Source organism: Streptomyces sp. NPDC088915 (assembly GCF_044749825.1).
Classification (GTDB): domain Bacteria; phylum Actinomycetota; class Actinomycetes; order Streptomycetales; family Streptomycetaceae; genus Streptomyces.
On record NZ_JBIVIR010000005.1, the window covers coordinates 311,626 to 333,317 of the forward strand.

Consider the following 21,692-nt stretch of genomic DNA (forward strand, 5'->3'; position numbering starts at 1 on the left):
TCGTCCTCTGGACCGGCCCGGGCCACCGCGCTTCACTTCCGCCCCATGAGACCACCCAGGACCACGAGTGCGATCGGCGCGCTGCTCCTGACCGCCGCCGCACTGTTCACCACCCAGCCGGCCGCCGCCGCGGGCCCGAACGGCCCCACGCCCCCGGCCGAGTTCACCACCGACTGGCACGACCCGGTCACCGCCGCCCCGCCCGTCGACACCCCCGGGACCCCCCGCTGCGAAGTCGTCCTCGCCGCCGCGCGGTTCCGCGACTTCACCCCGTACCAGGGGAGTTACACCCCGCCGAAGGAATGCGGCACCGGCTGGAACAAGGTCGTCCTCCGCCTGGAGGGCAAGGTGAAGGGCCGCCAGTACGACCGGCTCGGACACGTCGCCGTCGGCGGCGTCGAGATCCTCCGCACCTCCACGCCCCAGCCCTCGCCCGACGGCATCACCTGGTCCGTCGAGAAGGACGTCACCCGCTACCGCGACGTCCTCGCCCGGCCGCAGCCCGTCGAGATGCTCATCGGCAATGTCGTGAACGAGACGTACACCGGCGTCCTCGACGTCCGCGTCACCCTCACCTTCCACACCGCCCGGGGCCGCGTGAAGCCCGCCGCCGGCACCCCCGACCGGGTCCTCCCGCTCACCGGCGCCACCCTCACCACCCCGCGCAACACCGAACGCCTCCTCGCCGAGGTGTACGCCACCGGCTCGGGCGGCGGCTGCGAGGAGTACTGGTACCTCTCCGTCCCCGACGCCGCGCCCTACTCCTGCCGGGCGTCCGGCGGACCGCACCGCGAGGTCCGCGTCTCCGTCGACGGACGCCTCGCCGGCATCGCCGCCCCCTTCCCCACGGTCTGGACCGGCGGCTGGTCCAACCCCTTCCTCTGGTACGTCACCCCCGGCCCCCGCGCCTTCGACGTGCGGCCGGTCGTCTACGACCTGACCCCCTTCGCCGGGATCCTCAACGACGGGCGCCCCCACCGCGTGGAGGTCACCGTCGCCGGCGTCCCGGCCGGCCGGGCGGGCTGGTCCGTGCCCACCAACATCCTCCTCTGGCAGGACGAGGGCAGCCGGGTCGTCACCGGGGGCCTCGACCGGCACGAGGAGAGCGCGCCCCGTAACTCCTCGGCGTACACGCCCGGTTCGGCGGACGCCCCGCACCGGCTCGACACCGACGCTGAGCACCGGCTCACCGTCGCCGGCCACCTGAACACCTCGCACGGCCGGATCGCCACCACCGTCACCCGGACCGTCGGCCACACCTCCGTCCACCGCTGGGGCGAGGGGGAGAACCCGGACGCGCTCACCGCCCGCTGGACCGACCGGGAGACCGTGACCGGCGGCCGCACCACCACCCGCACCGACCGCGCGTACACCGTGGACGGCGAGACCACGATCGGCGCGGGCGACCGGCTGCGGACCGTCCTCACGCTCGGGGACCGCGCCGACACCACCGTCCTGCGCGACGGACGGCGCCCGTCCCGGACGCGCCTCGACGACACGTACACCGGCGACGCGACGTACACCACCGGCGTGCCGCGCGAGGAGCGGCACGCCGTCGGCACCACGACCGAGCGCTACCGCCTGTACGGCTCCGAGGGCTGCTACGACCGGACCCTGACGGCCGTCCAGGGCACCGTGACCCGGGACCTGCGCCGCTGCTGAGAGAGGACCGTGCCCGGCCCCGCGCAGGCAGGGGGCCGGGCACGGTCCCTTCTCAGGCCGGTTTCGCCGAGTCCACGCCCGGGCGGGCCCGCTGCCACTCCCCGCGCGTGAAGTCCGGGATCTCCTGCGGCGCCCCGCCCGCCCTGATCGAGGCGTGGCTCAGCGGCAGCGGAGCCGTCCAGACGGCGGCGTCGTACACGTCGAAGTCCGGCACGAGCCCCTTCTGGAGGCACTGCACCAGGCGGTAGACCATGAGGTAGTCCATGCCGCCGTGCGCGCCCGGCGGGTTGGCGTGCTCCTTCCACAGCCAGTGGTCGAACGCGGCGGCGTAGGCCGAGAAGTCGCCCCACTCGTCGTCCTTGTGGTCCGGCTCCAGGTAGATCCGGGGCGGATAGTCCTCGAAGACGCCCCGCGTGCCGCCCAGGCTGTTGACCCTGCTGTACGGGTGCGGGGTGGAGACGTCGTGCTCCAGCCGGATCACCCGCCCCTTCGCCGTCCGGACCAGGCTGACCGTCCGGTCGCTCCCGACGTAGGTCTCCTTCCCGCTCGGGTCGCCGGACGGCACGTGCTCCTTCCGGTACTCGGCCAGTCCGAGCGCCGGGGTGCCGAGGCTGCTGATGCTCACCGCCCGGTCGCCCCGGTTGAGGTCCATGTAGTTCGCGACCGGGCCGAAGCCGTGGTTGGGGTAGAGGTCGCCGCGCAGCCGGGTGTGCCACAGCCGGCGCCAGGGCCCCTCGTAGTACGTCGGCGAGAACAGCAGGGCGCGCAGGTCGTGGAGGTACGCCCCCGCCCCGTGCAGGAGTTCGCCGAACTTCCCCGCGTGCGCCATCCGCAGCACCCGCATCTCGTTCCGGCCGTAGCAGCAGTTCTCCAGCTGCATGCAGTGCCGGCGGGTCCGCTCCGAGAGGTCGACCAGCTCCCACAGCTCGTCGATCGTCATGGCGGCCGGGCACTCCACGCCGACGTGCTTGCCGTTCATCATCGCGGCCCGGGCGATGGCGAAGTGGGTCTCCCAGGGGGTGGCCACGTAGACGAGGTCGAGGTCGGTGCGGGCGCAGAGGTTCGCGTAGTCCTCCTCGCCGTTGGCGTACAGGGCGGGGGCCGGCTGCCCGGCGGCGGTGACCTGCGCGGCGGCCCGCTCGGCCTTCGCGCGCACCGGGTCGCAGACGGCGACGACCCGCACCCAGGAGTGGGCGAGGAAGTGGCCGATCATGGCGGCGCCCCGGTTGCCGAAGCCGACGATCCCCACCCGGACCGTGGAACGGGCCTCGAAGGGGACCCCGGCCATGGTGGCGCCCCGGCGCGCCGGCACGGCCGCGGGGGCCGCTCCGGGAGCCGCGTGGGCGGCCCCGGCGCCGACGGCGGTGAGTCCGAGGCCGGCTCCGGCCGCCCCCGCACTGGTCCTGAGGACCTCGCGGCGGCTCGGGGCGTGCGGCGTCTGCTCGTCCAAGGGACCTCCCGGGGCTGTGGGCACGGCTGCCCGATGCGTCCCGCACGGGCCCCGGCTCCGGTGACCGACGGTGCGCGAGGGCGCCGACAGGCCCCCGTGCCGGACAGTCGGACCCTACTGTTCCGGATCCCGCCCGGAGCCGCACCGGCCGCGGACCGTCACCCGAACGAACGAAGGCACCACCGCGCGGAGGAGGTCAGGGGCGCGTGGCGCGTTCCAGGGCGATCAGCGCCGACCGGTAGGTCCGGCCCGTCGCCCGGTCCATCCCGATCTCGCACGTCCGGTTGGCCGAGAGGTGCGCGTCGAACGGCCGGGCCGTGACCTCGGCCGCCTCCCGGGCCGTCGCCGACGCCGTCAGCTCCGGGTGCAGCATGCCCCGGTCGCCCGCGAAGGCGCAGCAGCCCGCGTCGGCGGGGACGACGACCTCCTCCGCGCAGGCCCCGGCCAGCTCGGTCAGCCGGTCCTCGTCGCCCAGGTGCCGCATCGAGCACGTCGGGTGGACCACGGCGGAGCCGACCCGGCGGCGCACGTCGAGCCGGGGGAGCAGCTCGTCCGCCGCCCACACCAGCGAGTCCACCACCGTGAGCCCGGCGTGCAGCTCCCGGTTCTCCTCCGTCAGGTACGGCACCACCTCGCGCGCGATGCCGAGCGTGCACGAGGAGGCGTCCACCACGAGCGGCAGCGTCCCGCCCGCCGTCCATCCCCAGGCCGCCTCGACGATCCGGTTGGCCATCACCTCGTTGCCCCGCTCGTACCCCTTGGAGTGCCAGATCGTCGCGCAGCAGGTGCCGGTCACGTCGTCCGGGATCCACACCGGTCGCCCGGCCCGCGCCGACACCGCGACGACGGCCTCGGGGAGCGAGGGCCCGGCCTCGCCGTCCGGTTCGCCGAAGATCCGGTTCACACAGGCCGGGTAGTAGACGGCGACCGCCGCCGGGCGGTGCGTGCGGGGCAGCCGCCGCGGGGCGGCGCCGGGGATCTGCGGCAGCCACTCCGGTACGAGGTCGGGGCGGACCGCCCTGCGGGCGAGACCGGTCACCGACCCCACGGCCCGGTCGCCGATCCGGTCGGCGGCGGCGACCGCGAGCCGCGCGGAGGCCTCCACGGCCCGGAAGTTCTTCGCGGTCAGGGCGGCGATCCGCTCCTCGCGCGGCGAGTGCCGCTCGTGCCGGAACTCCTTCATCAGGGCGCCCGTGTCGATGCCGACCGGGCAGGCGAGCGCGCACGTGGAGTCCCCGGCGCAGGTGTCGACGGCGTCGTAGCCGTACTCCTCCAGGAGCCGGGTCTCGACCGGCGAGCCGTCGTTCTGCCGGAGCATCTCCCGGCGCAGCACGATCCGCTGGCGCGGAGTGGTCGTCAGGTCGTGGCTGGGGCAGGTCGGTTCGCAGAAGCCGCACTCGATGCAGGGGTCGGCGATCCGCTCCACGGCCGGGATCGTCTTCAGGCCGCGCAGGTGGGCCTGCGGGTCGCGGTCCAGGACGACCCGCGGGGCCAGCACCCCGGCCGGGTCGAACGCCTCCTTGATCCGCCACATCAGCTCGGTCGCCCGCGTCCCCCACTCCAGCTCCAGGAAGGGCGCGATGTTGCGGCCGGTGGCGTGCTCGGCCTTCAGGGAGCCGTCGAAGCGCTCCACGGTCAGCTTGCAGAACTCGTCCATGAAGGCCGCGTACCGCTCGACGTCGGAGGGGTCGGCCGCGTCGAAGGCGAGCAGGAAGTGCAGGTTGCCGTGGGCCGCGTGGCCGGCCACGGCCGCGTCGAAGCCGTGCCGCTCCTGGAGGTCGAGCAGCGCGGCGCAGGCCTCCGCGAGCCGGGCCGGCGGCACCGCGAAGTCCTCGGTGATCAGGGTCGTGCCGGAGGGGCGCGCGCCGCCGACCGCCGTCACGAACGCCTTGCGGGCCTTCCAGTAGCCGCCGATCCGCTTCGGGTCGCGGGTGAACGCGTTCTCCACGGACGCCACCGGGGCGACCGGGTCGAGACCGGCGAGGACCTCGTCCGCCGCCCGCTCGTACGCCTCCAGGGCGGCCGGGTCCGGGGCCCGGAACTCGACCAGGAGCGCCGTGGTGTCCTTCGGCAGCTCCGCCCAGTCGGCGGGCACGCCCGCCACGCTGACCGAGGCCCGCAGCGTGTTGCCGTCCATCAGCTCGACGGCGACCGCCCCGGCCTCGTTGAACAGCGGCACGGCCGCGGCGGCGGCCGGCAGTGAGGGGAAGAAGAGCAGCGCCGTGGAGACCTCGCGGTCCAGCGGCAGGGTGTCGAAGACGACCTCGGAGAGGAAGCCGAGGGTGCCCTGGGAGCCCACCATGAGGCCCCGCAGGATCTGGACGGGCGTGTCCCCGTCGAGGAGGGCGTCGAGCCGGTAGCCGTTGGTGTTCTTGAGGGTGTACTTGGCCCGGATGCGGGCGGTCAGCTCGGCGTCCGCCTCGATCTCGGCCTTCAGCGCGAGCAGCTCCGCGCAGAGCGCCGGTTCGGCGCGCGCCAGCTCCTCGTCGGCGTCAGGATCGGCGGTGTCGACCACGGTGCCGCTCGGCAGGACGGCGGTGAGCGAGGCGACGGTCCGGTAGGAGTTGCGGGTCGTGCCGGCCGTCATGCCCGAGGCGTTGTTGGCGACGACCCCGCCGATCGTGCAGGCGATCGCGCTGGCGGGGTCGGGGCCGAGGACCCGCCCGTGGGGAACGAGCGCCGCGTTGGCCCGCACGACGGTGGTGCCGGGGCGGATCCGGGCGCGGGCGCCGCCGTCCAGGACCTCGACGCCGGCCCAGTGGCGCCGCACGTCCACGAGGACGTCCTCGCCCTGCGCCTGCCCGTTGAGGCTGGTCCCGGCGGCCCGGAAGACCACCTCGCGGCCCTTGCCGTGGGCGTACGACAGGACGGCGGAGACGTCGTCGATGTCCTCGGCGACCACGACGACCTGCGGCACGAAGCGGTAGGGGCTCGCGTCCGAGGCGTAGCGGACGAGGTCGGAGATCCTCCCGAGCACCTTCCCGGGGCCGAGGATCCCGGTCAGCTCCTCGCGCAGCCGGCGCGACGTCCCCTTGGCGTGCAGATCCGGGACCCGGTCCGGGGCCGGGGTCCGCTCCCGGCCGGGACGGAGGGCCTGCGGGTCCGGTTCCAGCAGCGGCATGTCACGGCTCCCCTTCGGCGCGATCCCGTCCCCTAGGGGTCAGCAGCCGCCCTCCGGGCCGGGGTCGACCAGGGCGGTCAGCAGGCCTCCGAGCACCTCGCGCTGTTCGGCGGTCAATGGGGCAAGGATGTCCTCTGCGGCCGCCCGGCGCGCGCTGCGCAGCTCCCGCAGCGTGGCGCGGCCCGCGTCGGTGAGCTCGATCCGGATCACGCGGCGGTTGTCCGGATCGGGCGCTCTGCGCACCCGGCCGGCCGTCTCCAGGCCGTCGACGAGGCTGGTCACCGCCCTGGGGACGACCTCCAGGCGGGCCGCGAGATCGGCCATCCGGGGCGGCTCCCCGAAGGCCGCGACCGTGCGCAGGAGCCGGGACTGCGCGGGGGTGATGCCGACCGGCTCCAGGTGGCGCTTCTGGATGCGGTGCAGCCGGCGGGTGAGCCGGAGCAGCTGCTCGGCGAGGAGTCCGTCGGCGTCGGAGGCGCCCGGCCCGCCCGCACGGCCGGAGGTGCCCTCCCCGCCCGTACAGCCGGAAGTACCCTCCCCGCCCGTACTGCCGGGGGCGTCCGGATCGCTCGTGCGGTCGGTAGTGCTCATGACGGGAACAATATCAGGACCCCGTTCATTGTGAGTATAGGTAACAGTGACCTATGCTCTGATCGACACCGAGACCTCCGAAGGAGCCCATGCGCCCCCAGGAACAGTCCGAATGGACGCCCCCGCCCCGTGACCCCGGAGAACCGAGGGAGCCCGCCCAGGTGCGGCGCATCCTGCGGCTCTTCCGCCCCTACCGCGCGCGCCTGGCGCTCGTCGGCCTCCTGGTCGGCGCCGCCTCGCTCGTCTCGGTCGCCTCGCCGTTCCTGCTCAGGGAGATCCTGGACGTCGCGATCCCCCAGGGCCGCACCGGGCTGCTCAGCCTGCTCGCCCTCGGCATGATCGTCACCGCCGTCCTGACCAGCGTCTTCGGCGTGCTCCAGACCCTCATCTCGACCACCGTCGGCCAGCGCGTCATGCACGACCTGCGCACCGCGGTCTACGAGCAGCTCCAGCGGATGCCGCTCGCCTTCTTCACGCGCACGCGCACCGGCGAGGTCCAGTCCCGCATCGCCAACGACATCGGCGGCATGCAGGCGACCGTCACCTCCACGGCCACCTCCCTCGTCTCCAACCTCACCGCCGTCGTCGCCACCGTCGTCGCCATGCTCGCCCTCGACTGGCGGCTCACCCTCGTCTCGCTGCTCCTGCTGCCGGTCTTCGTCTGGATCAGCCGCCGCGTCGGCCGCGAGCGCAAGCGGATCACCACCCAGCGCCAGAAGCAGATGGCTGCCATGGCCGCGACCGTCACCGAGTCCCTCTCGGTCAGCGGCATCCTGCTCGGCCGCACCATGGGCCGCGCCGACTCGCTGACCCGGTCCTTCGCCGAGGAGTCCGAGCGCCTGGTCGACCTGGAGGTGCGCTCCTCCATGGCCGGCCGCTGGCGGATGTCCACCATCGGCATCGTCATGGCCGCCATGCCCGCCCTGATCTACTGGGCCGCCGGCCTGGCCGTCGGATCCGGCGGCACCGCGATCTCCCTCGGCACGCTCGTCGCCTTCGTCTCGCTCCAGCAGGGCCTCTTCCGGCCCGCCGTCAGCCTGCTCTCCACCGGCGTGCAGATGCAGACCTCCCTCGCCCTCTTCCAGCGCATCTTCGAGTACCTCGACCTGCCCGTCGACATCACCGAGCCCGCCGAGCCGGTCCGGCTGCCGGTGGTCCGCGGCGAGGTCGCCTTCGAGGAGGTCGGGTTCCGGTACGACCCCGGGGCCCCCGGCCGCCCGACCCTGGACGCCGTCGACCTGACCGTCCCCGCCGGCGGCAGCCTGGCCGTCGTCGGCCCGACCGGCTCCGGCAAGTCCACCCTCAGCTACCTGGTGCCCCGGCTGTACGACGTCACCGAGGGGCGCGTCACCCTCGACGGGGTCGACGTGCGCGACCTGGACTTCGACACCCTCGCCCGCGCGGTCGGCGTCGTCTCGCAGGAGACGTACCTCTTCCACGCCTCCGTCGCCGACAACCTCCGCTTCGCCAAGCCGGACGCCACCGACGAGGAGATCGAGGCCGCCGCCCGCGCCGCCCAGATCCACGACCACATCGCCTCGCTCCCCGACGGCTACGACACCCTGGTCGGCGAACGCGGCTACCGCTTCTCGGGCGGCGAGAAGCAGCGCCTCGCCATCGCGCGCACCATCCTGCGCGACCCGCCCGTGCTGATCCTCGACGAGGCGACCAGCGCCCTGGACACCCGCACCGAGCACGCCGTGCAGCGGGCCATCGACGCCCTGTCGGCCGGCCGCACCACCATCACCATCGCCCACCGGCTCTCCACCGTCCGCGACGCCGACCAGATCGTCGTCCTGGAGGAGGGGCGGATCGCCGAGCGCGGGACCCACGAGGAGCTGCTCGCCCGGGACGGGCGGTACGCCGCCCTGGTCCGCAGGGACGGCACCACGGCCCCGGAGGACGAATCGGTGGGGGCGGCCGTCTCCCGGACCGCGTGAGCGTTCCGGGACCCGCCGCCCGGCCGCCGTACGGGGGCCGTCGCGTGCGGGGTTCCCCGGATTCCCGCGCGGGCCGGGTTAGCGTGCGCCTATGACGTACCGGCCGACACCGTACGCACCCCCGCACCGTTCCCGCCTCCCCCGGCCGCCCCGCCGCCCCCGCCTCACCCGCCGCGGGTGGCTGGTGCTCCTCCTCGGAGGCGTCCTCGCCGTGGCCGCCGCGGTCGCCGTCGCCCTGCTGCTCGCCCGCGACGAGCGACCGGCCGCCGAGCGGCCCCGCCCCCTGCTCGTCCCGGAGGGCTGGCGCTCGGCCCAGGTCTACACGGCCGTCGACCGGGCGCTCGGGCTCCCGGCGGGAGCCGCCCGGAAGGCCGCGACCGCCCCCACCGCCGCCCTCCCGCTGCCCGCCGAGGCCCGCGGCAACCCCGAGGGCTACCTCTTCCCCGCCACCTACCCGGTCCTCTCCACCACCGCGCCGGAGGGCCTGCTGCGCTTCATGGTGGACACGGCCGGGAAGCGGTTCGGCACCCCGGAGATCGCCGAGGGCGCCCGGTCCCACGGAATGAGCGTGTACGAGACGGTGATCGCGGCCAGCATCGTCCAGGCCGAGGCCGACAACCCGGACGACATGGCCAGGGTCGCCCGGGTCGTCCACAACCGGCTCGCCCGGGGCATGGCCCTCCAGATGGACTCGACCCTCAACTACGCCCTGGGCCGCAGCACCGTGGACACCACCCACGAGGACACCCGCTCCACCAGCCCGTACAACACCTACGCGCGCAAGGGCCTGCCGCCGACCCCCATCGGCAACCCGGGGGACCAGGCCCTGGAGGCGGTGGTCCGCCCGGCGGACGGGGACTGGCTCTACTTCGTCACGGTGGCCCCGGGCGACACCCGCTTCACCGCCGACTACGCCTCCCACCGGGCGAACGTGGCCGAGTTCAACGCCCGCCGGAGGGCCGAGAAGCCCTGAGGCGGCGGGGACGGGTCAGCCCGCGGGAACGGAGGCCCGCTCCCGGTCCCGCTCCCGGTCCTCCTCGCGGCGCAGGAGCCGGCGGACACCGGAGACCGCCGCGCGTCCGGCCCGGTTGGCGCCGATCGTCGAGGCCGAGGGGCCGTAGCCCACGAGGTGGACGCGCCCGTCCCGTACCGCGCGCGTGCCCTCCACCCGGATGCCGCCGCCCGGCTCCCGCAGCCGCAGCGGGGCCAGGTGGTCGATCGCCGCCCGGAAGCCGGTCGCCCACAGGATCACGTCCACGTCGACGCTCCGGCCGTCGTCCCAGGCCACCCCGGTCGGGGTGATCCGGTCGAACATCGGGAGCCGGTCCAGGACCCCGGTCGCGCGTGCCTCCCGGATCGCGTCGTTGAGCGGGAGGCCGGTGACCGAGACGACGCTCTGCGGGGGCAGCCCCCGCCGCACCCGCTCCTCGACGAGCGCGACGGCCGCGCGGCCCTCCGCCTCGCCGAAGGGGCCCTCGCGGAAGACGGGCTCGCGCCGGGTCACCCAGAACGTGTCGGCGGCGACCTCGGCGATCTCCATCAGGTGCTGGGTGCCGGAGGCCCCGCCGCCCACCACGAGCACCCGCCGCCCGGCGAACTCCTCCGGGCCCGGGTATCCGGCGGTGTGCAGCTGACGGCCCCGGAAGGTCTCCTGGCCCGGGTGGCGCGGCCAGAAGGGGCGGTCCCAGGTGCCGGTGGCGTTGATCAGGGCCCGGGTCGCGTAAGAGCCCTCCGAGGTCTCGACCCGGAGCCGGCCGCCCTCGCCCTCCCGGACGGCGGTCACGTCCACGGGCCGGTGGACCCGCAGGTCGAAGGTCCGCTCGTACGCGTCGAAGTAGCCGCCGATCACCTCGGAGGAGGGACGCGCGGGGTCCGCGCCGGTCAGCTCCATCCCGGGCAGCGCGTGCATGCCGTGGACCTTGCCGTACGTGAGGGAGGGCCACCGGAACTGCCAGGCGCCGCCCGGGCGCGGGGCGTGGTCGAGGACGACGAAGTCCCGGTCCGGCTCCAGGCCGGCGCGCCGCAGGTGGAAGGCGGCGGAGAGCCCCGCCTGCCCGGCGCCGATCACGACGACGTCCACCGCGCGCGCTTCCCCGGCCGCCTCTTCCCTCACGAAATCGTTCACGCTTCTACCAACCGGGGCGGGGGTGCGGATCTTCCCGCACCCCCGTCCCGCCGGCGGCTCCTGCCGGCCGCCACCGGTTTCTACCGGCCGCCCGGCACGAGCAGCGGGGCGCCGCCCGGGGCCGAGGCCGGGCGCCCGTTCGCCGCCGGGACGCCGAGGAGCGGGGAGGGCGGGGGAGAGGGCAGCAGCCCGCGCGCCGCCAGCTCCGGCGTCACGCCCTCGCCGAACCAGTACGCCTCCTCCAGGTGCGGGTAACCCGACAGCACGAAGTGCTCGACCCCGAGGTCGTGGTACTCCTCGATCCGGTCCGCGACGTCGGCGTGGCTGCCGACGAGCGCGGTCCCGGCCCCGCCGCGCACCAGACCCACGCCCGCCCACAGGTTCGGCGAGATCTCCAGGCGCTCGCGGTCCAGCGAACCGCCCCGGTGCAGCGCCAGCATCCGCTGCTGGCCGACCGACTCGCTGCGGCCGAGGAGCTCCTGCGCGGCGGCGACCGTCTCGGCGTCGAGGTCGGAGAGCAGCCGGTCGGCGGTCGCCCACGCCTCGCGGGCCGAGTCCCGGGAGATGGTGTGCAGCCGGATGCCGAACCGGACCGTCCGGCCGCGCTCCTCCGCGAGCCGCCGGATCCAGTCGATCTTCTCCTTCACCTGCCACGGCGGCTCGCCCCACGTCAGGTACACGTCGGCGTGCTCCGCCGCCACCGGCCCGGCCGCCCCGGACGAGCCGCCGAAGAAGATCTCGGGCAGCGGGTCCGGCGGCAGCGCCGTGAGCCCGCCCTCGACGTGGAAGTGCTCGCCCTCGAAGTCGTACGGCCGCCCGCCCCACACGCCCCGCACCACCGAGAGGAACTCGGCCGTGCGCGCGTACCGCCGGTCGTGGTCCAGGTGGTCGCCGAAGCGGCGCTGCTCGGCCGAGTCGCCGCCGGTCACCACGTTGAGGAGGAGCCGGCCCCGGGTGATCCGCTGGTACGTGGACGCCATCTGGGCCGCGAGCACCGGCGAGATCACCCCCGGCCGGAACGCCACCAGGAACTTCAGGCGCTCGGTGTGCTGGGCGAGGGCGACCGTGGTCAGCCAGGCGTCCTCGCACCACGTGCCGGTCGGGGTCAGCACCGCCTCGAAGCCCAACTGCTCGGCCGCCTTGGCGATCTGGACCAGATAGTCGATGTCGGGCGCGCGCACCCCGGACACGGTCCGGTTCCGGGTGATCCCGCCGTCCGTGTAGGCGTGCCGGTCGACGAGGGTCCGGCCGTCGCCGCCGGTCGGCAGGAACCAGTGCAGATGGACGCTCATCAGGAGGCCTTTCCGTAGCTGCGCGCCGCGGTGGTCGACGGCGGCAGGTCCTTGTTGAAACGGGTGTCCACGTAGTCCGCGAAGCGGAACTTCTTCGGGATCAGCTTGAGTTCGGCGAAGGTGTCGGCGATCTTCTGCTCGGAGGCGATGGCCGCCCCGTCGAGGGCGACCGGGATGCGGGTGCCGTTGCTGCGCTTCACGGCGGCGAGCGCCACCTCGTACGGCAGGCCGGTCTCCTTCGCCCAGGCCTTCGCCCAGTCCTCCGGGTGCTCGAACACCCAGTCCTGGGCGCGGCGCAGCCGCTCGACGAAGTCGCCGATCGCCTTCGCCTTCTCCTTGTCGGCGAGCGCGGAGGGGGAGGCGACCTGGAAGCCGAGGCCGTTGACGACCCCGCGCCCGTCGGTGAGGACCCGGCCCTTCCCGCCGAGCAGGACCTGCGAGGTGTACGGGTCCCAGACGGCCCACGCGTCCACCTTGCCGGTGGTGAACGCGGCCAGCGCGTCGGCCGGCTGGAGCAGGGTGACCTGCACGTCGGACGGCTTCAGACCGGCCTTGGCGAGGGAGGCGACGAGCTGGAAGTGGGCGGAGCTGCCCTGGGCGACGGCGACCTTCTTCCCCTTCAGGTCGCGCGCGGTGCGCAGCGGCGAGCCCTCGGGGACGAGGATCGCCTCGCCCGCCGAGTCGCCGTGGGTCGCGGCGACCACGGTGATCTTCGAGTCGGCGCCGGCGGCGAAGACGGGCGGGGTGTTGCCGACGGAGCCGATGTCGACGGCTTTCGCGTTCACCGCCTCCAGGAGGGGTGGGCCGGAGGTGAACGTCGACCAGGTGACGCGGTACGGCAGGTCGTCGAGTTCACCGGCGGCGCGCAAGAGGGCCTCGGCGCCGCCCTTCTGGTCGCCGACGTTCAGGACGAGGGCGCCCTTGCCGTCGGTGTTCGAGGCCTCGCCGGCCGCGGAGGCGCCGGAGCAGGCGGAGGCGAGGAGCGCCAGCGGCAGGAGCAGGGCGGCGGCGGACGGGCGGAAGGACTTCACGGGGCTCTCTCCTCGGAGGTGCGAAGGGGACACATGCGGAAGTGGGGGAAGCGGACGGGATTCAGGCCGCCTTCTCGGCGGCCCTCCCCTCCTCGACGCCGAGTTCGGCGAGCAGGCGGGTGCGGAGGGCGGCGAGCGCGGGGTCGCCGGGGGAGCGGGGCCGGTCGAGGTCGACGGCGGTGTCGTACGCGATGACCCCGTCCCGCATCACCAGCGCCCGGTCCGCGAGCAGCAGCGCCTCGTCCACGTCGTGCGTGACGAGCAGGACCGTGCAGCCGCGCCGCTGCCACAGCTCGGCCACCAGGCGCTGCGCCTTGATCCGGGTGAGCGCGTCGAGCGCGCCGAACGGCTCGTCGAGCAGCAGCAGGTCCGGATCCCGTACCAACGCCCTGGCGAGGGAGGCGCGCTGGGCCTCGCCGCCGGAGAGGGTCTTCGGCCAGGCGCCCGAGCGCTCGCCGAGACCCACCTCGGCCAGGGCCCTCTCCGCGACCTCCCGGTCCGGCTTGCCCGGCAGGCCGAGCAGCACGTTGCGCCAGACCCTCTTCCAGGGCATGAGGCGCGGCGCCTGGAAGGCGACGGCGCGGCGGCGCGGGACGAGGACGGTGCCGGACACCTCCCGGTCGAGCCCGGCCAGGACGCGCAGCAGCGTGGACTTGCCGCAGCCGCTGTGTCCGAGCAGCGCGGTGAACTGCCCGGCGTGCAGGGTCAGGTCGAGCCCGTCGACCACGGGCCGCCCGTCGAAGGAGCGGGTGAGATCCCGGACGGTCACTGCCCGGTGAAGGTCGGTCGCCATTGCAGCAGCAGCCTTTCGAGAGTGCGGACGAGGGCGTCGGCGAGCAGGCCGAGGAAGGCGTAGACGACCAGGCAGACGACGATCACGTCCGTGCGGAAGAACTCCCGGGCCTGGTTCATGAGGAAGCCGATCCCGGCGTCGGCGTTGATCGACTCGCCGAAGACGAGCGCCAGCCAGGCCGTGGCGAGGGAGTACCGCAGACCGGTCATGGCGCCGGGCAGCGCGCCCGGCAGGACGACGTGCCGGACCAGGCCCCACCGGCCGAGCCCCAGGGACTCGCCGGCCTCGACGAGTTGGGCGTCGACGCCCCGGATCCCGGCGTACACGTTCAGGTAGAGGTGGAAGGCGACGCCCAGGGCGATGAGGGCCACCTTCGGGGCCTCCCCGATCCCCAGCCAGATGATGAACAGCGGGATGAGGCCGACCCAGGGCACCGTCCGCAGCATCTGCACGGGGGCGTCGACGAGGTCCTCCCCGAGCCGCGAGAGCCCGGACACCAGGGCGAGGGCGATCCCCACCGCCCCGCCGAGCAGCAGCCCCACGGCGACGCGCCGCAGCGAGACCCCCATGGCGTGCGGCAGCGTGCCGTCCCCGATCAGTTCGCCGCCCGCCCGGGCGATGGTCCCCGGCGAGGCCAGCACGTCCGCCGGCAGCACCCCCGCCGAGCTCGACAGTTGCCAGAGGAGGAGCAGCAGCACCGGTCCGACGGCCCGGCGCAGCCAGCGGGGGACGGAGAAGCCGCGTCCGGGGCCCCGTGCGGGGGTGAGGGACTCGATGCCCGAACCGGGCAGAACCGATATGTCGGGCGCGGAAGGGGCCGAGAGGGGCGGGGCGTGGTCGACCGTCATGACGGACTCCGGGAGGGAGGGGGCGGCGAGGGTACGCCTCAGCGCCCGTGGGCGCGGAACGGGCGCGCGCACACGGCGATCAGGGCGTCAGGGGAGGAACGGAGAGCGGTGAAAGGGCGTCAGCGGCCGCGGCGACACGCGGCGGAGGCCACCCGCAGCAGGTCGATGTGACCGCGCGTGGTGAGCAGGGCTGTACGCAACATGGCGCGAACGTAGCGGCCGTCACGGGGCGGGTCAACGGTGTCTCGGAACGTGGACGCGCCGTCCCGGGGTCCGAAACGAGGCGGGCCCGTGCCCCGCGCGTGATCCCCGCCCTCTAGTCTCCCTGGGACCGGCGACCGCGCGGGACACCGACAGTCGCGCGGGACACCGACAGTCGCACGGGACAACGACAGTCACACGGGACGGAGTCAGCCGTACGGGACGGAGACGGCCGCACGGAACGCCGACGGCCGCACGGGACACCGGCGACTCCACGAGACGCACCACCGACGGGGGACCACACATGACGTACCGGCGCGCGGCGATACCGGCGCTGATCGGCGGGCTGATCCTCACCGCGCTCCTCTGGTGGGCGGGCGCGAGCACCCAGGCGCTGCACCTGCCCGGCACCGGAGGCACGCTCGGCGGCGGGACGGCCGCCGAACTCGAACGCTGGCTGGCCCCCTGGGCGTACGACCCGCCGTCCGGGGTCCGCCCCGGCGCGGAGACGTCCGGCGGCACCGGAGACACCGCCACGAGCGACAGCGACCGCTACCGCACGCTGTACGAGACCGGGCTCCAGATCCGCTTCGGCGCCCTCTTCGTCCTCTTCGCGCTCGGGGCGCTCCTCCTCGTCCGCAGGCTGCCGCCCGTCCGGGGCCGCACGACGGCCGCGTTCCTCGCGGTGTGGGCCTGGGGCGCGGTGGCCGGGGCCCTGGCGGTCACCGTGTCGGCGCCGTGGCTGATCGCCGCGGCGGGACACGGCAGTTACCGCTTCCTGCCCCAGCTGGCGGGCGCGGCCTCCTCCGGACGGCAGATCGTGCTGATCACCTCGCTGGTCGCGGCGGCGGCGACCGTGTGCACGGCCCGGATCGCCGTCAAGGACACCGAACCGCCGGCCCGCGCGGTCGTCCCGGCCCGCGCCGCGCGCCCGGCCGCCACCGCGGGGACGGCCCTGATCGCCCTGTCCCTGGTCGTCCTCTCGTACGACCGGGTCGCCGCCCTCCTCCAGACGGGCTTCGCGGGCAGCGGCCTCCTCGCCGAACCGGGCGACCTCCTGCGCCAGTGGCTGCTGCTCGGCGGCTGGACCGGCCCGACGGGCACGCCGGTCGGGGAGTGGCTGCTGTACCGCGCGCCCGACGCCCTGGTGCTCGTCGTGGTCTGGTGCGCCCTGCGCTGGCTGCCCGGCCTGCTCACCCGGGCCACCGTCCCCGCGACGGCGGCGGTCACGGTCTGCGCGACCGTCCTCGGCCTGCTGCTCTCCCAGGCGGTACGGATCGCGATGAGCCCGGAGAGCCCGTACGGGGGCTTCGTGTACCGGATCGCCGGACTCGGCCACGGCATCCCCGCCGCCCTCACCTGGGGCCTCCTCGCGGGCACGACCGCCGCCGTCGTCCTGCGGGTGACGGCACGGGGCGGGGAGCGGACCTCCGCCCGACGGCGGCGCGCCGGGACTCCGACATGATCACGGAAGGTGATCACCACTGATCACGCCCGGTCCGCGAACTCGTTTACCGTGTCTCCGCACGCTTCACGGACCGAAAACGGATGGGACGGGACCCTCGCCGTCGTCGTCGCCCCCCCCGGCGCCGACGACGGCAAGGGAACCAGGAGCCCGCGGCCGCCCCCTCGAACGGCCGCCGGCTCCCGGCGCCAACAGCTCCTCACGCGGTGAGCTGTGGAGGATCCCCCCCCGTCCACCCCGCGCAAGGACAGGCATGACGCTAGACCGACTCCCACCCCCGCCCAAGGGCCCCACGCGCCACGGACGAGGCCTGACGTGCCACGACGGCCCGGTGCGCGCCCGTGAGCCGGTGGAGCCGGCCCCCGCGGAGGCCCCGCCGCTTCCCGGCACGACTCCGGCGGCCTTCACCCGCCTGAACGCGGCGGCCGCCACGCGGATCGGAGTCGACCCGGCCGCGTACGCCCATCTGCTCGGCATGGCCCCCGAACACCTGCGGGAGGACCGCTACCGGCCACCGGCGTCCACCAACATCCGCATCTGGGAGCTCATGACCCTCCAAGCCCCGTGGCACGAGGTCTCCCTGAACATGTCCCGCGCGAGCACCCTGGGAACCCTCGGCCTCTGGGACTACCTCCTCACCCAGGCGGCGACACCGCTCGAAAGCCTCCGCGACGCCGCCGACTTCATCGCCACGGTGGCGGACGCCGGCACCGAGGCCCTGCGGATCGACGTGGACGACCGGCACGTCACCATCAGCCACGTCAACGCGGCCGACCTCACCGACGAGGTCGCCTCCGCGATACGGGCCTACTCCCTCGCCCTGTTCCGGCAGAGGTTCGGCGAGAGCACCCGCCGCGACATCACCCCCGTCAAGGTCTCCCTCGCGGCACGCGCCCCCCGGACGCACCGCAGCCTCGCGGAGATGTACGGCACCCGGGCGGTCGAGTTCGCCAGTCCCGTCAACTCCATCACCTTCGAGACCGCCGACCTCACGGCACCCCAGCCCCACGCCCCCGGCCTCTCCGCCCACCTGCGCAGACACGCCCGGCAGTCGCTGGACGAGGCCGTCCCCCTGCGCGACTGGCTCGACGTCTTCCGCGCCACCCTCCGGACCGCCCTGGACGAGGAGACCCCCACCCTGCGGGACGCGGCCCGGCGCATGGCGCTCAGCACCCGCACGCTCCAGCGCCGCCTCGACGAACACCGGACGAGCTGGTCGGAAGAGCTCCAGACCGTACGGCGCGAACACGCCCTCCACCTGCTCGCGACCACCGGCATGACCCTCGACGCCATCGCCCGGCGCACCGGCTACGCCGACCCCCGCGGCCTGCGCCGCGCCGTCCACCGCTGGACCGGACAGCCCGTCGCCGCGCTCCGCGCCCCCGACGGGGACGGACACGCCGCGGAGCCACCGGCCGCGGCGCCCCGCCCCGACCGGGGAGAATCCTGAGTCCCCGCACGACCCCGCCGAAGAGAACGACGTCCGGGCCGCGCACCGCGCGGCCCACGCCCCAGGAGCACGCCCCATGAGCGACCGCGACCGGCAGTACCCCTACCCCGACGCCCTCCGGCCGGACGCGCAGCCCGCGCCCCACGCCCTGCTCGCGCCCGTCCTCGGGCTCCTGGGGACCTGGACCGGTCGGGGGCGCGGCGGATACCCGTCGCTCGACGAGGACTTCGCGTACGAGCAGGAGGTCACGTTCGGCCACGACGGGCGGCCCTTCCTCCACTACGAGGCGCGCGCCTGGCTGATCGACGCGGACGGCACCCCGCTGCGGCCCTCGGCGCGGGAGAGCGGCTGGTGGCGGCTTCAGCCGGAGGGGCGCGTCGAGGCGCTGATCACCCAGCCCACCGGCATCGCGGAGCTCTCCGTCGGCCGCGCGGACGGCACCGCCGTCGACCTCGCCACCCACGAGGTCGCCCTCGCCCCCACCGCCAAGCGCGTCGACGCCACCCGCCGCCGCTACACCCTCGCCGACGCGGACACCCTCGACTTCGTCCACGACCTCGCGGCCGTCGGCCGGCCGCTCCAGCACCACCTGGCCGTACGGCTCCGCCGGACCGCCTGACCCCGGCGGCCCCCTTCGCCCGCGCGCGCCGGTCCCGCACAATACGGGGGTGAGCGATGACGACCCGTACCTGTGGCTGGAAGAAGTCTCCGGCGACGCCGCCCTCGCGTGGGTGGCCGAGCGGAACGCCGAGACGGCGGAGGCCCTGGCCGCCGACCCCGGGTTCGCCCCGCTGAAGGAGCGGCTGCGGGAGGTGCTCGACGCCTCGGACCGCATTCCGTACACCACCCGGCGCGGCGCGCACCTCTACAACTTCTGGCAGGACGCCGAGCACGTGCGCGGCGTGTGGCGGCGCACGACCCTGGAGCAGTACCGCAAGGACGAGCCCGCGTGGGAGGTCCTCCTCGACGTCGACGCGCTCGCCGCCGAGGAGGACGAGAAGTGGGTGTGGGACGGGGCGGTCGCGCGCCGGCCCGCCCACGACCGGGCCCTGGTGCGCCTCTCCCGGGACGGCGCCGACGCCGTGGTGGTCCGCGAGTTCGACCTGGAGGCGAAGGAGTTCGTCGAGGACGGCTTCCGGGTGCCGGAGGCGAAGACCCGGATCGGCTGGATCGACGCCGACACCGTCTTCGTCTGCACGGACACGGGCCCGGACTCGCTGACCGACTCCGGCTACCCCCGCACGGTCCGCCGCTGGCGGCGCGGCACCCCGCTGGAGGCGGCCGGAACGGTCTTCGAGGCCGAGGCGGCGGACGTGTCGGCCTGGGGGTACCACGACACCACACCCGGCTTCGAGCGGGACTTCGTGGGCCGCTCGCTGGACTTCTTCCGCGGCGAGACCCACCTCCTGGAACCCGGCGGGAGGCTCGTGCGGATCGACGTGCCCGAGGACGCCGAGGCCTACGCGCACCGCCGGCACCTGATCGTCACCCTCAAGTCCGCGTGGCTGGGGCGGCCGAGCGGCTCGCTCCTCGCGTTCGACTTCGACGCCTTCCTCGCGGGCGACCGCGCCCACGAGGTGCTGTTCACCCCGGACGGGCGGACCGCCCTCGCCGGGCACACCTGGACCCGCCACCACCTGATCCTGCAGACGATGCGCGACGTCAGCACCCGCATCGAGGTCCTCACCCCCACCGACGCGGGCCCCTGGGACCGCTCGCCCCTCGTCGGGGTCCCGCCCCTCTCCGAGGTCGGCGTCGCCGGCACGGACCCGGACCGCTCCGACGAGTACTTCCTCGACGTGTCCGGCTTCCTCCAGCCCTCCACCCTCCACCGGGGCGAGATCGGCGGCGACACCGAGGTCCTCAAGCAGGCCCCGGCCCGCTTCGACACGACCGGCCTGACCGTCGCCCAGCACTTCGCGACCTCCCGGGACGGCACCCGCGTGCCGTACTTCGTCATCGGCCCCGACCACGCCGCCACCGGCCCCGGACCCACCCTGCTCTACGGCTACGGCGGCTTCGAGGTCTCCCTCACCCCCTCCTACGGCGCCGTACGGGGCCGGGCCTGGCTGGAGCGCGGCGGCACCCACGTCGTCGCCAACATCCGGGGCGGCGGCGAGTACGGCCCCGACTGGCACCAGGCCGCGCTCGGCGCCGCACGGCCGCGCGCCTTCGAGGACTTCGCGGCCGTCGCCGAGGACCTCGTCGCCCGGGGCGTCACCACCCCGGACCGGCTCGGCGCGGTGGGCGGCAGCAACGGCGGCCTGCTCATGGGCGCGATGCTCACCCGGTACCCCGAGCTGTTCGGCGCGATCGTCGCGCAGGTGCCGCTCCTCGACATGACCCGCTTCCACCGGCTCCTCGCGGGCGCGTCCTGGATCGCCGAGTACGGCGACCCGGACGACGAGGCCGACCTGCCGCACCTGCGGGACCTCTCCCCGTACCACCGCCTGGAGGCGGACCGGCCCTACCCGCCCGTCCTCCTGACGACCTCGACCCGCGACGACCGCGTCCACCCCGGCCACGCCCGCAAGACGGCGGCGCGGCTCCGGGAGCTCGGCCACCGCGTCCTGTTCCACGAGAACACCGGCGGCGGCCACGCGGGCGCGGGGGACAACGAGCAGGCCGCCCACAACAGCGCCCTCCTGCACACCTTCCTGTGGCAGAACCTCACGAAGACGGAAGACCGGGTGACGGCCGGCCTCACAGCCACCCCGAACGCTGCGCCTGGAGCGCCATCTGGAACCGGCTCGTAGCACCGAGCCGGGCCATCAGGACCTGGATCCGGCGGAAGAGCGTACGGCGGCTGACCCCGAGCTCCCGGGCGACGACGTCGTCGCCCGCCCCGGCCGCGAGCAGCCGGAGCAGCCGGCGGTCGGCGGGCAGCAGCCCCGCCGGCCGCACCGAACGACCGTGCAGGGGCAGCGCGCCGCGCCAGGCCTGCTCGAAGAGCGCCACGAGCGCCGAGAGCAGACCGCACGGCTGCACCACGAGCATGCTGTTGTGGACGTCGGCCTCCCTGATGGAGAGCGAGACCAGCGCGTACGCCTCGTCGATGATCAGCAGCTTCACCGGCACCGACGGCAGCACCCGCGCCTGCTCGCCCGCCTCCACGCACGGCTCGATCGACTCCTCCAGCTGCCCCGGGTGCTCCAGGGACGCCTGCGAGTAGACGACCCGCTGCGTCACCCCGCGCGCCAGGGTCGCCAGGGCGTCGTCGGTGGCGCCCGGCAGCGGGAAGTACGGCGGCGAGTCGAGCTGCCGGATCTGCTCCCGCGCGCTGGCCCACGCCTGCCGCATCCGGGGCCCGACCGCCTCCCCGGTCACCACCTCGACCAGATCGTCGTGGTACGCCGCCAGCCGCTGCCGCCGGAACGCCTCGAACGCCCCGCCGACCGCGATCCGGGACTCGTCCAGCTCGGCCGCCCGGTGCCGGCCGAGGATCTCCAGACCCGCCGCCGGAGGCACGGGCGCCACCGGGTCCCCGCCGTCCGCGGCGGCGCTCGCAAGCCCCGCGTCGACCAGCTCGCCGTACGCCGCCGCCAGCCCGTCGCCCGCCAGACCGGCCGCCGCGCCGATCACGTCCAGCGGCGCGGGCCCGCGCTCCAGGAGGTGCGGATAGAGCCGCCGGGCCCCCTCCCCGATCCCCAGGAGCCGGAGCGCCTCACCGAGCTTCACGTTCGCCATGGCCGCATTATCGGGGCCCGCCGCGACCCGCCGTGT

General features: G+C 74.8%; 16 protein-coding genes. 7 read left to right on the forward strand and 9 right to left on the reverse strand.

Features of this window, described 5'->3' with window-relative positions; translation table 11 throughout:
- Positions 1-45 precede the first annotated feature (45 nt).
- Entirely contained in the window at positions 46-1,662 is a 1,617-nt protein-coding gene (locus tag ACIP5O_RS11920) for a peptide-N4-asparagine amidase (RefSeq protein ID WP_401291673.1), read from the forward strand.
- 52 nt (positions 1,663-1,714) lie between these two features.
- Here ACIP5O_RS11920 and ACIP5O_RS11925 read toward each other — a convergent pair whose 3' ends face one another.
- The 3 genes from ACIP5O_RS11925 to ACIP5O_RS11935 all read right to left on the reverse strand — a co-directional run bounded on the left by ACIP5O_RS11925 (position 1,715) and on the right by ACIP5O_RS11935 (position 6,824).
- Complete coding sequence (locus ACIP5O_RS11925; RefSeq protein ID WP_401291676.1) at positions 1,715-3,112, reverse strand: Gfo/Idh/MocA family protein; 1,398 nt, start codon at positions 3,110-3,112, stop codon at positions 1,715-1,717.
- Positions 3,113-3,308: 196 nt separating this feature from the next.
- Positions 3,309-6,233, reverse strand: a complete 2,925-nt coding sequence (locus tag ACIP5O_RS11930; RefSeq protein WP_401291679.1) for an FAD-binding and (Fe-S)-binding domain-containing protein — start codon at positions 6,231-6,233, stop codon at positions 3,309-3,311.
- Between the two features lie 39 nt (positions 6,234-6,272).
- The gene (locus tag ACIP5O_RS11935) at positions 6,273-6,824 is read right to left on the reverse strand and encodes a MarR family winged helix-turn-helix transcriptional regulator (protein WP_401291682.1); all 552 of its coding nucleotides are present in this window, start codon (positions 6,822-6,824) and stop codon (positions 6,273-6,275) included.
- An 89-nt stretch (positions 6,825-6,913) separates the two neighbouring features.
- Between ACIP5O_RS11935 and ACIP5O_RS11940 the strand changes: the two genes are divergently transcribed.
- Complete coding sequence (locus ACIP5O_RS11940) at positions 6,914-8,764, forward strand: ABC transporter ATP-binding protein (protein ID WP_401291684.1); 1,851 nt, start codon at positions 6,914-6,916, stop codon at positions 8,762-8,764.
- A 91-nt stretch (positions 8,765-8,855) separates the two neighbouring features.
- Positions 8,856-9,737 (forward strand): endolytic transglycosylase MltG, encoded by an 882-nt coding sequence (mltG, locus tag ACIP5O_RS11945; RefSeq protein WP_401291687.1) that lies wholly within the window; start codon positions 8,856-8,858, stop codon positions 9,735-9,737.
- Between the two features lie 15 nt (positions 9,738-9,752).
- Here the strand turns inward: mltG and ACIP5O_RS11950 are convergent, their stop codons facing one another.
- From ACIP5O_RS11950 to ACIP5O_RS11970, 5 genes are all read right to left on the reverse strand, one after another.
- Positions 9,753-10,889: an NAD(P)-binding domain-containing protein gene (locus ACIP5O_RS11950; protein ID WP_401291690.1), complete on the reverse strand. Its 1,137-nt coding sequence runs from the start codon at positions 10,887-10,889 to the stop codon at positions 9,753-9,755.
- An 80-nt stretch (positions 10,890-10,969) separates the two neighbouring features.
- Entirely contained in the window at positions 10,970-12,181 is a 1,212-nt protein-coding gene (locus ACIP5O_RS11955; RefSeq protein WP_401291692.1) for an LLM class flavin-dependent oxidoreductase, read from the reverse strand.
- Positions 12,181-13,212, reverse strand: a complete 1,032-nt coding sequence (locus ACIP5O_RS11960) for an ABC transporter substrate-binding protein (protein WP_401291695.1) — start codon at positions 13,210-13,212, stop codon at positions 12,181-12,183. The genes ACIP5O_RS11955 and ACIP5O_RS11960 overlap by 1 nt, the downstream gene beginning before the upstream one ends.
- A 61-nt stretch (positions 13,213-13,273) precedes the next feature.
- Entirely contained in the window at positions 13,274-14,005 is a 732-nt protein-coding gene (locus ACIP5O_RS11965; protein ID WP_401291698.1) for an ABC transporter ATP-binding protein, read from the reverse strand.
- Positions 13,978-14,853, reverse strand: a complete 876-nt coding sequence (locus ACIP5O_RS11970; protein ID WP_401291701.1) for an ABC transporter permease — start codon at positions 14,851-14,853, stop codon at positions 13,978-13,980. The genes ACIP5O_RS11965 and ACIP5O_RS11970 overlap by 28 nt, the downstream gene beginning before the upstream one ends.
- 505 nt (positions 14,854-15,358) lie before the next feature.
- Between ACIP5O_RS11970 and ACIP5O_RS11975 the strand changes: the two genes are divergently transcribed.
- The 4 genes from ACIP5O_RS11975 to ACIP5O_RS11990 all read left to right on the forward strand — a co-directional run bounded on the left by ACIP5O_RS11975 (position 15,359) and on the right by ACIP5O_RS11990 (position 20,725).
- Positions 15,359-16,519 carry a hypothetical protein gene (locus tag ACIP5O_RS11975; protein ID WP_401291704.1) on the forward strand — a complete coding sequence of 387 codons (1,161 nt, stop codon included), beginning with the start codon at positions 15,359-15,361 and terminating at the stop codon, positions 16,517-16,519.
- Between the two features lie 331 nt (positions 16,520-16,850).
- Positions 16,851-17,969 (forward strand): helix-turn-helix domain-containing protein, encoded by a 1,119-nt coding sequence (locus tag ACIP5O_RS11980; RefSeq protein WP_401291706.1) that lies wholly within the window; start codon positions 16,851-16,853, stop codon positions 17,967-17,969.
- Between the two features lie 76 nt (positions 17,970-18,045).
- Positions 18,046-18,588 (forward strand): FABP family protein, encoded by a 543-nt coding sequence (locus tag ACIP5O_RS11985; RefSeq protein WP_401291709.1) that lies wholly within the window; start codon positions 18,046-18,048, stop codon positions 18,586-18,588.
- Between the two features lie 49 nt (positions 18,589-18,637).
- Positions 18,638-20,725: a prolyl oligopeptidase family protein gene (locus ACIP5O_RS11990; RefSeq protein ID WP_401291712.1), complete on the forward strand. Its 2,088-nt coding sequence runs from the start codon at positions 18,638-18,640 to the stop codon at positions 20,723-20,725.
- Here ACIP5O_RS11990 and ACIP5O_RS11995 read toward each other — a convergent pair.
- A complete protein-coding gene (locus ACIP5O_RS11995; RefSeq protein WP_401291714.1) occupies positions 20,673-21,656 on the reverse strand; it encodes a LuxR family transcriptional regulator in 984 nt (327 codons plus the stop codon). The two genes, ACIP5O_RS11990 and ACIP5O_RS11995, sit on opposite strands and share 53 nt — an antisense overlap.
- Between the last annotated feature and the right edge of the window lie 36 nt (positions 21,657-21,692).